General features: G+C 76.4%; 12 protein-coding genes. 1 reads left to right on the forward strand and 11 read right to left on the reverse strand.

Features of this window, described 5'->3' with window-relative positions:
- Positions 1–13: 13 nt before the first annotated feature.
- From BLT39_RS21575 to xerD, 6 genes are all read right to left on the reverse strand, one after another.
- The gene (locus BLT39_RS21575; protein WP_242658608.1) at positions 14–856 is read right to left on the reverse strand and encodes a pseudouridine synthase; all 843 of its coding nucleotides are present in this window, start codon (positions 854–856) and stop codon (positions 14–16) included.
- A gap of 12 nt (positions 857–868) precedes the next feature.
- Complete coding sequence (scpB, locus tag BLT39_RS21580; protein WP_091069331.1) at positions 869–1,708, reverse strand: SMC-Scp complex subunit ScpB; 840 nt, start codon at positions 1,706–1,708, stop codon at positions 869–871.
- Positions 1,705–2,535: a segregation and condensation protein A gene (locus tag BLT39_RS21585; RefSeq protein WP_091069335.1), complete on the reverse strand. Its 831-nt coding sequence runs from the start codon at positions 2,533–2,535 to the stop codon at positions 1,705–1,707. Before BLT39_RS21585 ends, scpB begins: the two co-directional genes overlap by 4 nt.
- A 25-nt stretch (positions 2,536–2,560) precedes the next feature.
- The gene (locus tag BLT39_RS21590; RefSeq protein ID WP_091069339.1) at positions 2,561–3,049 is read right to left on the reverse strand and encodes a hypothetical protein; all 489 of its coding nucleotides are present in this window, start codon (positions 3,047–3,049) and stop codon (positions 2,561–2,563) included.
- The gene (locus tag BLT39_RS21595) at positions 3,046–3,960 is read right to left on the reverse strand and encodes a ParA family protein (protein ID WP_091069342.1); all 915 of its coding nucleotides are present in this window, start codon (positions 3,958–3,960) and stop codon (positions 3,046–3,048) included. Before BLT39_RS21595 ends, BLT39_RS21590 begins: the two co-directional genes overlap by 4 nt.
- Before the next feature lie 141 nt (positions 3,961–4,101).
- Positions 4,102–5,058 (reverse strand): site-specific tyrosine recombinase XerD, encoded by a 957-nt coding sequence (xerD, locus tag BLT39_RS21600; RefSeq protein WP_091069346.1) that lies wholly within the window; start codon positions 5,056–5,058, stop codon positions 4,102–4,104.
- Positions 5,059–5,135: 77 nt separating this feature from the next.
- On the opposite strand from xerD, the gene BLT39_RS21605 reads away from it, so the two are divergent.
- Positions 5,136–5,750, forward strand: coding sequence for a hypothetical protein (locus tag BLT39_RS21605; protein WP_091069351.1), 615 nt, complete (start codon positions 5,136–5,138; stop codon positions 5,748–5,750).
- Here the strand turns inward: BLT39_RS21605 and BLT39_RS21610 are convergent.
- From BLT39_RS21610 to murJ, 5 genes are read right to left on the reverse strand one after another with little or no spacing between them, the layout of a single operon-like run.
- Positions 5,715–6,293: an NUDIX domain-containing protein gene (locus tag BLT39_RS21610; protein WP_091069354.1), complete on the reverse strand. Its 579-nt coding sequence runs from the start codon at positions 6,291–6,293 to the stop codon at positions 5,715–5,717. The genes BLT39_RS21605 and BLT39_RS21610 overlap by 36 nt on opposite strands.
- A complete protein-coding gene (locus BLT39_RS21615) occupies positions 6,293–8,017 on the reverse strand; it encodes a CTP synthase (protein WP_278247028.1) in 1,725 nt (574 codons plus the stop codon). The genes BLT39_RS21610 and BLT39_RS21615 overlap by 1 nt, the downstream gene beginning before the upstream one ends.
- On the reverse strand, positions 8,001–10,361 hold the full coding sequence (locus tag BLT39_RS21620) for a hypothetical protein (protein ID WP_091069357.1): 2,361 nt from the start codon (positions 10,359–10,361) through the stop codon (positions 8,001–8,003). Before BLT39_RS21620 ends, BLT39_RS21615 begins: the two co-directional genes overlap by 17 nt.
- The gene (locus BLT39_RS21625; protein WP_242658610.1) at positions 10,358–11,485 is read right to left on the reverse strand and encodes a glycosyltransferase family 4 protein; all 1,128 of its coding nucleotides are present in this window, start codon (positions 11,483–11,485) and stop codon (positions 10,358–10,360) included. Before BLT39_RS21625 ends, BLT39_RS21620 begins: the two co-directional genes overlap by 4 nt.
- Positions 11,482–13,164, reverse strand: a complete 1,683-nt coding sequence (murJ, locus tag BLT39_RS21630) for a murein biosynthesis integral membrane protein MurJ (RefSeq protein WP_091069361.1) — start codon at positions 13,162–13,164, stop codon at positions 11,482–11,484. Before murJ ends, BLT39_RS21625 begins: the two co-directional genes overlap by 4 nt.
- Position 13,165 lies beyond the last annotated feature (1 nt).

The following is a 13,165-nucleotide window of genomic DNA, read 5'->3' on the forward strand; positions in this document are numbered from 1 at the left end:
GTCTAGGAAGGCCCTACAGGCCGACGAGCTCCTGCAGCGCACCGATCTCGGCGCGGGAGAGCTTGCGGATGACCCCGGTCCGCATCCGGGCCAGCTCCACCGGGCCGACCTGGGTGCGGGTCAGCCGGGACACCGGCAGGCCGACCTCGGCCAGCAGCCGGCGGACGATGTGCTTGCGGCCCTCGTGCAGCACGACCTGGACGACGGACTGCCCGGCGTGCTGGTCGACCAGCTCGAAGGAGTCGACCTTCACCGGGCCGTCCTCCAGCTCGATGCCCGTGCGCAGCCGGCGGTCCAGGTCGCGGGCGACGGTGCCCGACACCTGCGCCAGGTAGGTCTTGGGCACCTCGTAGGACGGGTGCGCCAGCCGGTGGGCCAGCTCGCCGTCGGTGGTGAGGATGAGCAGGCCCTCGGTGTCCTGGTCCAGCCGGCCCACGTGCACCAGGCCCTTGGCCAGGTCGCCGACCATGTCGCCGACGCAGGGCCGGCCGCGGTCGTCGCTCATCGCGGTGATGACGCCGAAGGGCTTGTTCATGGCGTAGGTGACCCGGTCGTTGCGGATCTCGATCCGCACGCCGTCGACGGCGATGTGCGCCGTCCGCGGGTCGACCCGCATGCCCTGGACGAGCACGACCTTGCCGTCGACGGAGATCCGGCCCTCGTCGATCATGTCCTCGCAGACCCGGCGGGAGCCGACGCCGGCGCGGGCCAGCACCTTCTGCAGCCGCTCGCCCTGGCCGGGCTCGACCTCGGCGGCCTCCCGGTCACCGGGGTGCGCCGGGGCGAGCTCCATGTCCTCGGACCAGACGCCGTGCTCGTCGCCCTGGCCGGGGTGGTCGGTGGTGCTGTCGGTCATCGGGTCCTTCTACTACGAATCGGGTCGCTCGGCGATCACGGCGCGGGTCTCGGGCAGCAGCGGACCGAGCTCGGGGAGCTCGTCGAGCCCGGTGAGGCCCAGCCGTTCGAGGAAGAGCGGGGTGGTGGCGTACAGCCCCCCACCGCTGTCGGGGTCGGTCCCGCACTCGTGCACCAGACCCCGGGACACCAATGTACGCACCACCGCGTCGACGCCGACCCCGCGGATGGCCGAGACCCGCGCCCGGGTGACCGGCTGGCGGTAGGCGATGACCGCGAGGGTCTCCAGCGCGGCCTGCGTGAGGCGGCTGCGCTGGCCGTCGGTGAGGTAGCGCTCGACGACCGCGGCGTGGTCCTCCCGGGTGTAGAGCCGCCAGCCCTCCCCCACCCGGCGCAGCACCACCCCGGCGCCCCGGGCGTCGTACTCCTGCCCGAGCTCCCGCAGCGCGTCGCGGACCTGGCCGGGCGTGCAGCGCAGGGCGGCGGCCAGCACGGCCTCCTCGACCGGGCTGTCGACGACGAACAGCAGCGCCTCCAGCCCGCCGCGCAGCGCCCAGGGGTCGGCGGCCGGCTCGTCGTCGTCCTCGGTCGCGACCGGCTCGTCCACGGGGACGTCGTCCAGGGAGGGCAGGTCCACCGGCGGGACGGCGGCGGGCGCGGCGGGCGGCGCCTCGGGCTCGGTCCACTCCCCCGGGTCGGCGGGGGCCTGCTCGGGTGCGGGTGCGGTCTCGAAGGAGCGGGCGAGCTGGGCGGCGACGGCGTCCCAGTCGTGCTCGGCGGTGGGTGCCTCCTCGTCGGCGGCGGCCAGCTCGGCGGCCAGCCGGTCCCAGGCGATTGGGTCCCGCTCGCTCACCGGTCGTCCACCACGGGGTCGGCGGTCTCCCCCGGCAGCCGGCCGCCGACCAGCCGGGGCCCGGTCCAGGTGACGGTGAGCTCGCCCAGCGGGGTCGCCTGCTCGACGTCCACCAGCTGCTGGCGGAACAGCTCCAGCAGCACCAGGAACCGGGCGACCACCTCGAGGGTGTGCGCGGCGTCGACGGTGAGCGCGGCGAAGGTGACCCGGCCCCGCTCGGCGACCCGGCGGCGGACCAGCAGCAGCTGCTGGCCGACGTCGACGGTGGAGGTGTGCAGGTGCGTGGTGTCCACCGTCGGCGGCGGCTTGGGGGTGAGCGCCTGCCGGGCCAGGTCGGCGAACTGCTCGGGGGTCACGCCGAGCAGCACCTCGGGCAGCAGCGCGGCGAACCGGGGCTCCAGGGCGACGTCCCGCGGGAAGCGGCGGGCGGCCTCGGTCTCGCGCTCGCGCAGGAAGCCGGTGACCTGCTGGTAGGCCCGGTACTGCAGCAGGCGGGCGAACAGCAGGTCCCGCGCCTCGAGCACCGCCAGGTCGTCCTCGTCGTCGACCTCGGCGGCGGGCAGCAGCCGGGCGGCCTTGAGGTCGAGCAGGGTGGCCGCGACCAGCAGGAACTCCGAGGCCTGGTCCAGGTCGAGCTCGTCGCCCAGGCCGTGCAGGTGGGCGATGAAGTCGTCGGTCACCTGCGAGAGCGCGATCTCGGTGACGTCGAGCTGGTGCTTGCCGATCAGCTGCAGCAGCAGGTCGAACGGCCCCTCGAAGTTGGTCAGCCGGACGCGGAACCGCCCGTCGCCGGGATCGGCGACGGGCGGTTCCGCCAGGCTGGTCACGCAGGCGAGGTTATCGCCGTCGAGATCACTTCTGCAGGCGCTGGACCAGCACGGAGGCCTCGCCGTGGGCGTCGAGGTCGGCCAGCAGGACGGCGATGGCCTCCCGCACGATCCGGCCGCGGTCGGCCACCACGCCGTGGTCGGCGCGCAGCGCCAGCCGCGCCGTCTCCAGCGCGAGGAGCTCCTCGGCCGAGCAGTAGACGGTGATCTTCTCCTCGTGCTTGACCCGGGTGCGCCCCCGTCCGCTGGTCGGCAGGGTGCGCAGGGCGGCCAGCTCGTCGCGGGCCTCCCCGTGGATCAGCTGGAACGGCGTCACCGGGACGGCGTCCTGCGGGGGCAGCACGGGCTCGGCGGCCCGCTTGGCGTTGCCGCGCAGCGACGGGGACGCCGCGGCGGCGGCCAGGGTGGGCAGCTGGGAGACCGGGGCGGTCTCCGCGGGCTCGGCGGCAGCGGCGGCGTCGGTGCGCCGGAAGAACAGCTCGCTCGCGCCGGGGAGGACGGGGCGTCGGGTCACAGTGCCAGGACCTCCTTGGCCAGGTCACGGTAGGCCTGCGCACCGGTGGAGGTCGACGCCCAGGTGGTGATGGGCTGCCCGGCGACGGTGGTCTCCGGGAAGCGGACGGTGCGGGTGATGACGGTCTGGAAGACCGTGTCGCCGAAGGCCTCGACGACCCGGCTGAAGACCTCGCGGGCGTGCACGGTCCGCGAGTCGTACATGGTGGCGAGGATGCCGTCGACCTCCAGGGAGGGGTTCAGCCGCTCCTTGACCTTGTCGATGGTGTCCACCAGCAGGGCCACGCCGCGCAGCGAGAAGAACTCGCACTCCAGCGGGATGATCACGCCCTGCGCCGCGGTGAGCGCGTTGACGGTCAGCAGGCCGAGCGAGGGCTGGCAGTCGATGAGCACGTAGTCGTACTCCTGCCGCACCTCGGCCAGCACGCGCAGCAGCGACTGCTCGCGGGCGACCTCGCTGACCAGCTGCACCTCGGCGGCCGAGAGGTCGATGTTCGACGGCGCCAGGTCCAGGCCGCGCACGTGGCCGACGTTGCGCACGATGACGTCGCGCAGCGTGGTGTGCCGCTCCATCAGCGCGTTGTAGACGGTGCGCTCCAGCTGCTGGGACTGGATGCCCAGGCCCACCGACAGCGCGCCCTGCGGGTCCAGGTCCACCAGCAGCACCCGGCGGCCGTGCTCGACCAGGGCGGCACCCAGGTTGATGGTCGAGGTGGTCTTGCCGACCCCGCCCTTCTGGTTGCACATCGCCACGATGCGGGCGGGCCCGTGCCGGTCCAGCGGCTTGGGGGTGGGCAGCGGACGCTGCCGGGCCTTCGCCGGGTCCACCCGGCCGGCCGGGGCGCCCATCTCCACCTCCGCATCCGCGTACGGGTGCGCGACGGCGGAGCTCGTCACGACGGGTGTCGCCATCCTCGGTGCCTCTTCCGGTCGGGTGCAGGTGCGCGGAGGGCGCTTTGTCGACTTGTCGTCCTCCGACCCATCCATCGGCAGTTCTCGCCGGTGCCGTGACCCCGCTGCGCACCCCGTGCCCCACGGGTCACAACGTCGTGGTCAGCGCAGCGCGCGGGGATGGCTGGTCGCGTAGACCTCGCGCAGCCGGTCGACGGTCACCAGCGTGTAGACCTGGGTGGTGGTCACCGACGCGTGGCCCAGCAGCTCCTGCACCACGCGGACGTCGGCCCCGCCGTCGAGCAGGTGCGTGGCGAAGGAGTGCCGCAGGGTGTGCGGCGAGAGGTCGGCGAGCTCGGCCAGCCCGGCGCGCTCGGCCGCCGTCCGCAGCACCGCCCAGGCCGACTGCCGCGACAGCCGCCCGCCCCGGCTGTTCAGGAACAGCGCGCCGCGCACCGACCGGCCGGTGGCCAGTGCGGGCCGGGCCCGCACCAGGTAGTCCTGCACGGCCCGCACGGCGTAGCTGCCGACCGGCACGACCCGGTGCTTGCCGCCCTTGCCCGCCAGCCGGACGACGCCCGCTCCCGCGTCGAGGTCGTCGACGTCCAGCCCCACCGCCTCGGAGATGCGCGCCCCGGTGCCGTAGAGCACCTCCAGCAGCGCCCGGTCGCGCACCGGCCGCGGGCCCTCGCCCTCGCCGGCCGCGGCCAGCAGCGCCTCGACCTGCTCCACGGTGACCGCCTTGGGCAGCCGGCGGTCGGGGGTGGGCGGGCGGACCTCGGCGGCGACGTCGTCGGGGACCAGCCCGTCGAGCAGGGCGAAGCGGTGCAGCCCCCGGACGGCGACGACGGCCCGCGCGGCCGAGGACGCCGACAGCGGCGGGTGCTCCTCGTCGCCGGTGCGCAGCGCCACCAGGAACGCCGCGACGTCGCTCTCCCCCACCTCGCCGAACCCGCGCACGCCGGCCGCCTCGAGGAAGGCGGTGTAGCGCCGCAGGTCCCGCCGGTAGGAGCTGATCGTGTTGGCCGCCAGCCCCCGCTCGACCGTCAGGTGGTCCAGGTAGCCGGTGACGACGCGCCCGACCGGCGGCCCGGGGGCGCGCGCGGTCAGCGAGGTCACCGTGCCACTCCACCCGATCACCCGTGGCCGGAGTGGCTGACACGCCGTCCCGGCCACCGCCGGTCAGGATCGCCCGCATGCGTCTCTACGCCGACCGCCCAGCCCTGCGGACCCGCCAGCTCACCGCCGACCTGCTCCTGGTGGCGTGGGCGGTGCTGTGGGTGCTGGTCGCCCGGGTGGTGCACGCCGCCGTCCTGGTGCTGGCCGAGCCCGGGGTCCAGCTCGAGTCCCTCGGTCGCTCGATCGCGGACACGATGGGCGACGCGGCCGGGGTCGCCGAGGACGTGCCGCTGGTCGGCGACGAGCTGTCGGCGCCCTTCGGGTCGCTCGGGGAGTCCGGCTCCGGCGTGGCCGGTGCCGGGCAGGGCCTGCAGGACGCCGTGCACACGCTGGCCTGGGTGCTGGCGGTCGCCCTGGTGGTCATCCCGGTCGGCTGGGCGCTGGTCCGGTGGGCGTCCTGGCGGCTGGGCTGGGCGCGGCGGGCGACCGCCGCGGCCGGGCTCGACGTCGAGCTGCTGGCCGCCCGGGCCGTGGCCACCGCACCGCTGCCCGACCTCGCCCGGCTGCCCGCGGGCACCGGGACGGCGTGGCGGGCCGGGGACCCGGGCGCGACCGCGGCGCTGGCCGACCTGGAGCTGCGGCGGCTGGGCCTGCGGTCAGTACGCGGTGTCGACCGGGCGCACCTGCGGTGACCGGTCGCGGTGCGCGACGGCGGCCAGGATGCCGATGACGGCCAGCGCGTTGCGCACCGTGCCGTCGAAGACCATCTGCAGCGCCCGGTCCAGCGGCACCCGCTCGATGGTCATGTCGGCCTCCTCGTGCTCCACGACGAAGCCCTCGGGACGGTCCACCGGGTGCAGCCCCTCGGCCAGGTAGAGGCCCACGACCTCGTCGCAGAACCCGGGCGTGGACAGCGAGGTGGTGAGCAGCTCCCACCGGTCGGCGGCGAGGAGGGCCTCCTCGGCGAGCTCGCGCTGGGCGGTCTCCAGCGGGGGCTCGCCCTCGGCGTCCCGCAGCCCGGCCGGGAGCTCCCACAGGTGCTCGCGGACCGCGTGCCGGTACTGCTTGAGCATGACCACGGCGCCGTCGTCGTCCAGCGCCAGGACGCCGACGGCACCCGGGTGGGTCACCACCTCGCGGACCGAGGACCCGCCGCCGGGCATGGCGACGGTGTCGGTGCGCAGCGAGATGACCCGGCCCTCGTAGACCTGCTCGCTGGCCAGCACCTCGTACATCAGATGCCCATCTCGACGGACTCGGGGACCGGGATGCGGCCGGACTCCTGCCGGTCGACCGCGGCCTTGACGAACGCGGCGAACAGCGGGTGCGGCCGGGTGGGTCGGCTCTTGAGCTCCGGGTGCGCCTGGGTGCCCACGTAGAAGGGGTGCACGTCGGCGGGCAGCTCGACGAACTCGACCAGCGTGCCGTCCGGCGAGGTGCCGGAGATCACCAGGCCGGCGTCGGTGAGCCGGTCGCGGTAGGCGTTGGCGACCTCGTAGCGGTGCCGGTGCCGCTCGGTCACCTCGGTGGACCCGTAGGCCAGCGCGGCCTGCGACCCCTTGGTCAGGGCGGCGGGGTAGCTGCCCAGCCGCATGGTGCCGCCGAGGTCGCCCTTGCCGCCGACGATGTCGACCTGGTCGGCCATCGTGGAGATCACGGCGTCGGGGGTCGCGGGGTCGAACTCCGCGGAGTTCGCGGCCTCGACGCCGGCCAGGTTCCGGGCGGCCTCGATGACCATGCACTGCAGGCCCAGGCACAGGCCCAGGGTCGGGATGCCCTGGGTGCGGGTGTACCGCAGGGCGCCGAGCTTGCCCTCGATGCCGCGCACGCCGAACCCGCCCGGGACGCAGACCGCGTCCACGCCGGCCAGCGCGGCGGCCGCGCCCTCGGTGGTCTGGCAGTCGTCGGAGGGCACCCAGCGGATCTGCACCCGGGTGCGGTGCGCGAACCCGCCGGCCCGCAGCGCCTCGGTGACCGACAGGTAGGCGTCGGGCAGGTCGATGTACTTGCCGACCAGGCCGACGGTCACGGTGTGCTTCGGGGAGTGCACCCGCTCGAGCAGGTCGCCCCACACGGTCCAGTCGACGTCCCGGAAGGGCAGCCCCAGCCGGCGGACGACGTAGGCGTCCAGGCCCTCGCGGTGCAGCACCTTGGGGATGTCGTAGATCGAGGGTGCGTCGGCGCAGGAGATGACGCCCTCGGCCTCGACGTCGCACATCAGGCTGATCTTGCGCTTCATCCCGTCGGGGATCTCGCGGTCGGAGCGGCAGACCAGTGCGTCGGGCTGGATGCCGATGCTGCGCAGGGAGGCCACCGAGTGCTGGGTCGGCTTGGTCTTCAGCTCCCCCGACGGCGCGATGTAGGGCACCAGCGAGATGTGCAGGAAGAAGCAGTTGTCCCGGCCGATCTCGTGCCGCACCTGGCGGGCGGCCTCGAGGAAGGGCAGCGACTCGATGTCGCCGACCGTGCCGCCGATCTCGGTGATCACGACGTCGACCGGGTCGCCGTCGCGGCCGGCCGCCTCGGCGCCGGCGAGCATCCGGGCCTTGATCTCGTTGGTGATGTGCGGGATGACCTGCACGGTGTCGCCGAGGTACTCCCCGCGCCGCTCCTTGGCGATGACGTCGGAGTACACCTGGCCGGTGGTCACGTTGGCCCGGCCGGTCAGGTCGGTGTCCAGGAACCGCTCGTAGTGCCCGATGTCCAGGTCGGTCTCGGCCCCGTCCTCGGTGACGAAGACCTCACCGTGCTGGAACGGGTTCATCGTCCCCGGGTCGACGTTCAGGTAGGGGTCCAGCTTCTGCATCGTGACCCGCAGACCCCGGGCCGACAGCAGGGCGCCCAGCGAGCTCGCGGTCAACCCCTTGCCGAGCGAGGAGACGACGCCACCGGTCACGAAGACGAACTTCGTCGGGGCTGAGTTGGGGAGGAGGTTCCGCTGTTCAGTCAGTCGACCCACGGGCGCTCACGCTAACACGCACCGGGTCCCCTCCTCCGTCCTCGACCGGCGCCGCGGCGAGCCAGACCAGCAGCGGCACCAGCAGGGTGGCCGCCGTCGCCGGGATCGCGACGCCGGAGTCGTTGACCGCGGCCGCCACCACCAGGCCGAGCGCCACCGACAGCAGCGCGGCCCGCAGCACCGCGAGGTCGGCCGGGGGCAGCCCGCCGGGCCGGTGCCCGGGCCGGCTGCGCAGCGGCCCGCCCGGCCGGACCAGCCACAGGGCGGCCACCGCGGCGACGGCCAGCGCCCAGGCCAGCGGGCTGCCCAGCAGGATGTCGATGTTCGCCGAGGCCTTGCGGCTGACCACGGTCCAGGCCTGGCCGTCCAGGACCTGGGCGACGAACCGGCCCAGGTGGCTGCGCTGCGAGGGTGGCCGGGTCCAGTCCAGCACCGCCACCGCCCCGACGGCGACCACCGCCACGCCCAGCACCGCCACCAGCCGGGGCACGGTGACCCGGATGCCGCCCAGCAGCATGGCCAGCAGCAGGATTCCGGGGACGGCGCCGAGCACGCCGCCGAAGTCGCGGCCCAGGAACGGCGCGCCGATGACGCCGACCACCACGACGGCGACGGCCAGCACGACCACCAGGGCCCGCCGCCGGCCGTCCCCGCGGGCCCGGCGGGCGACCGCGGTGGCCAGCGCCGCGGTGACCAGCAGCGCGGCGACCGGCATGAGACCGAAGGTGAGGTTGCCGTACCCGGTGAACCGGCCGGCCACGATCGCGTCGTAGCCCAGCAGGCCGTCCAGCTCCAGGTGCGACCCGGTGACCACGTCGACCACCGGCACCGCCGCGGTGACCACCAGGACGACGAGCGGGGGGCCCAGCCGGTGCCGCCGCCACGGCCCGAGCGCCGCGGCAGCGCTGACCACCGCCGCCGCGCCCGCCACCGAGCCGGCCAGCGCCCACCGCGGGGAGCCGGCGTCCTGCCACGGCACCAGCGAGGCCAGGTAGGTGGCCACCGGCAGCGACGCCGCGGCCAGGCACACCGGCCGCAGCAGCCGGCGCAGCCGGGCCCGGGTGGCCGGGCCGGGCCGGTGCGCGGCGAACCAGCGCCGCCAGCGGTCGGGCGTGCGGCGGGGGGCGCGCCAGCCGCCGAGGCCGACCAGGCCCAGGGCGACGACGCCGGCACCCACGAGCACCAGGGCCCAGAAGAAGTCGCCGGTGCTGCGGTAGTGCACGACCGCGCGCTGGTTGGCCACGTCGAGCTGGTCGACGGCGTCGGCCAGGGCGGGCCGTTGGCCGGTGGCCTGCATCGGCTGGCCGTTCATCGAGGCCGGCTGGTCCAGGCCCAGCGCGGCCAGCGCGGTGGGTGCGGCATCGATGAGCTGCACGAACGGCGCCCGGCCGGTGCTGGAGGAGGTCAGCCAGCCGCCGTCGAAGCCGGGCCCGTGCGCGATCGCCACGTGCAGCTGCGGGCGGCCGTCGTTGACCTCGGAGATGCCCTCGACCAGCAGCAGGGTGCGCCCGGGCAGGGTGTCGAGCACGCCGCGCAGCCCGGCCAGCGCGCTGTCGGCGGCCGAGAGCGCGGCCGGCAGCGACAGCGGGTCGGTGCCGGTGTCGGTCTCGGCGGCGCTGGGGGTGCCGGCGTCCACCAGCTGGTCCAGCGACACCAGCGACAGCGGGCAGCTCCCCAGCAGCGAGGCCGTGGCCGACGGGTCGGCCGGGAGGGCGTCGAGCTGGGTCAGCCGGGTGTCCGCCCCGGCCGCGGCCACGGTGGCCGCCCGCCCGGTGGTGACGGCGCAGCCCACGGTGTCCGACAGCGCGGCCGGCTGCGCACCGAAGCGGGCGGTGGCCGGGTCGGCCGCGATCAGCTCGACGGCGGCCTGCGGGTCGGCCAGGCCGACGGCGGCCACCTGCTCCTGCAGCCCGCAGTAGGACAGCGTGGTGTCCTCGGGGACGGTGTCGAACAGCCCCGGGGGGTCGGTGGCCGCGCCGGCACCCTCGGTGCGGTCCGCGGGCAGCGGCACCGGGGGCAGCGGGTCGACCCGGCCGGCCCAGCGCGCCCGGTTGCCCGCCCCCAGGGTGGCCCAGCCGTCCAGGACGCAGGTGGTCGAGCGGGCCGCGCGCACCGACAGCGCGCCGATCGACGAGCTGCCGGCCAGCTCCCACAGTGCCGGGGTGCCGGCCGGGTCGACGTCGGCCCAGGTCAGCCCGGGGATGCCGACGACCACCACCCGGTCGACGGGGCCCCCGCCGGTGCCGTCCCCGGTGCCGTCGGCCGCCGCTGCGGGGTCCGCCGTCCCCAGGAGCAGCCCGAGGACGGCGAGCAGGGCCAGGGCGGCGCGGCGCGCGGGGCTCACCCGGGTGGCCCGAGCAGCTCGCGGTACACCGCGACCAGCGCGCGGGCGGTGCCGGCCTCGTCGGGCCACTGCGCCGCCCGCTCGCGCCCGGCCGCGGCCAGCCCGGCGGCCCGGTCGGGGTCGCCCAGGACGGCGGCGAGCGCGGTGCCCAGCGCGGCCGGGTCACCGGCCGGCACCAGCTCGGCGGCGTCGCCGACCAGCTCGGGCAGGCCGCCGACCCGGGTGGCCACCAGCGGGGTGCCCGAGCGCAGGGCCTCCTGGGCGGTCAGCGAGCGCGCCTCCCAGACCGAGGGCAGCACGCAGGCGTCGGCCGCGGCGAGCAGGTCGGCGATGTCCGAGCGCCGGCCGAGCAGCTGGACCGGCAGGCCCTCCGCGCCGATGCGGGCGGCCAGCTCGGCCCGCTGCGGCCCGTCGCCGGCGATGGCCACGGCGGGGGCGTCCGGGCCCGCCGCGGCGAGGGCGTCCAGCAGCGTGCCGTAGCCCTTCTGCGGGTGCAGCCGGCCCACGGCGACCACCAGCGGGCGGTCACCGACGCCCAGCTCGGCCCGCACCGCCGCCCGGTCCCGGGTGGGCGCGGGCAGCGGCGGCGCGGACACCGGGGCCACCCGGACGTCGCGCGCACCGGCCCGCCAGGCGTTGTCGGCGAGGTCGGCGGAGGCGGCGAGCACCAGGTCGGCGGCGCGGATGGTGGCGGCCTCGACCCGGCCCAGCAGCGGCTGCCGGGCCCCGCCGCCGGGCTGCAGGGCGTTGTGCAGCGTGAGCACCAGCGGCCGGCGGGCGCCCGCGGCCGGCCGGGCCAGCGCGGCGACCAGCCCGGCGCGCAGGCCGTGCGCGTGCACCAGGTCGGCGCCGGCGGTGGCCCGGGCCAGGGCGAGCACCGACCGGGGGTCGCCGGGCACCGCCGAGATCTGCACCGGGCGGAAGGCCGCGCCGGCGGCAGCGAAGCCGAACAGGTCGTCGGTGGCGGCCGGACCGCAGACCCGCAGCAGTGCGCCGGCGGCGGTCAGCGGCCCGACCAGGGACCGCACGTGCGTGCCGACCCCTCCGGTGCTGGTGGCCAGCACCTGCGCGACCCGCCGGCCCGCCAGGGCCCCGCCCGGGGCGTCCCCGTCTCCCGCACTCACCGGGCCTCCTCCGTCGTCCTGTGCTCGTCGCTGCCCTGCTGCTCCCCGCCCGGCTGCGTGCCGTCGCCCGGTCCGCCGCCGCGCAGGCCCGCCAGCGCGGCCCGCAGCGGCCCGCGGGCGGTCCCCATGATGACCGCTGCGGCCACGACCAGGACGGCGACGCCGGCCAGCGCGCCGGTGCCGACCGCGGCGAGCACGCCCCCGGGGGGCACCGGGTCGGCGCCCAGGGCCCGCGCGACGGCCACGCCGGCCGCTCCCCCGGCCCCGGCGCCGACCAGCGCCGGGACCCCGAGGCGACCCAGCCCGGCCAGCGCACCGGCCCCGGCGACCCGCGCGGTGACGACGAGCAGGCCGACCCCGGCGACGGTGACCCCGGTGGTGTGGCCCAGCGCCAGTGCGACCGAGCGGTCCTCCTCGGGCAGCCACCCGGCCAGCGCCAGGTCGGCGGCCACGGCGACCAGCCAGCCCCCCGCCACGCAGACCGTCGGCGAGCGCCATAGCCCCCGCGCGTACAGCGCCCGGGTCAGCACCGCGACCAGGCCGTAGCCGAGCAGGCCCGGGACGAAGGCCACCACCGTCGGGGCGAGCAGGGCCGCGGCGTCCCGGTCGGTGGCGAAGAACATCCGGGCCACCGGGCCGGCGACGGCGACCAGGATGGCGACCGCCACCGCGGACAGGGTCACCACCAGCACCGTCACCGGGGCCAGCAGCCGGCGGAACCCGGCGTCGTCGCCCTGCGCGGCCCGCTCGGACAGCCCGGGGTAGGCCGAGGTGGCCAGCGGGACCGCCAGCGCCGCCCACGGCAGGAGGAACAGCGTCATGCCGGCGAAGTAGACGGTCTGCGTGCCGTCGGGCACCCCGCCGGCGTTGGCCAGCCGGATCGCCACGACCGCCACCAGCTGCTGCCCGAGCAGGGTCAGCACGCCGGCGAGGGCGAGCCGGCGCACCCGCGGCGCGGCGCCCACCGGGAAGCGCAACTGGGGGCGCAGGCCCAGCCGCAGCCCGCGCAGGGGCACGAGCAGGCAGCCGGCCAGGGCGACGACACCGAGCGTGGTGCCCACGCCCAGGACCAGCTCGGCCGGCCGGGACAGCTCGCCGACGGCGCGGCCACCGCCGATGCCGGCGAAGGTCAGGTAGGCCGCGGCCACCACGACCGAGGACAGCAGCGGGGCCAGCGCGGGGCCGGCGAACCGGCGGTGGGCCTGCAGGACGCCGGTGAGCACGATGCCGATGCCGTACAGCACCACCTGCGGGGAGAAGACGAGCAGGAACCGGGCGGCCAGCTCGGCCTTGGCCGGGTCGGCGGCGTCGGCGCCCAGCAGGGCCTCGGCGATCGGCCGGGCGGCCAGCGCCAGCACCGCGGCCAGCGGCACCAGCACGACCAGGGTCCAGCCCAGCAGCGCGGAGGCGGTCTGCCGCACCTGCTCGCGGTCACCCGCCGCGATGCCGCCGGCCAGCATCGGCACCACCAGGCTGGCCAGCGCCCCGCCGGCCACCACCTCGAAGACGATGTTGGGCACGTTGTTGGCCGCGAGGTAGGTGTCGGCGGTGCTCCCGGCCCCGACGGTGTTGGTGAACACCACCGTGCGGCCGAACCCGGCGACCCGGGACAGCACCGTGAGCACCGCGATGAGCGCGGCGGCCCCGGCGACCCCGCGGACGGCCTGCTGCCGGGTCACC

Origin of the sequence: Klenkia brasiliensis (assembly GCF_900100695.1) — a bacterium.
Taxonomy (GTDB): Bacteria; Actinomycetota; Actinomycetes; order Mycobacteriales; family Geodermatophilaceae; genus Klenkia; species Klenkia brasiliensis.

Coding starts and splice junctions, on each gene's coding strand:
- BLT39_RS21575 (WP_242658608.1), bottom strand. CDS start 856: ATGACCGACAGCACCACCGACCACCCCGGCCAGGGCGACGAGCACGGC.
- BLT39_RS21610 (WP_091069354.1), bottom strand. CDS start 6,293: ATGTACGAGGTGCTGGCCAGCGAGCAGGTCTACGAGGGCCGGGTCATC.
- BLT39_RS21595 (WP_091069342.1), bottom strand. CDS start 3,960: ATGGCGACACCCGTCGTGACGAGCTCCGCCGTCGCGCACCCGTACGCG.
- BLT39_RS21605 (WP_091069351.1), top strand. CDS start 5,136: ATGCGTCTCTACGCCGACCGCCCAGCCCTGCGGACCCGCCAGCTCACC.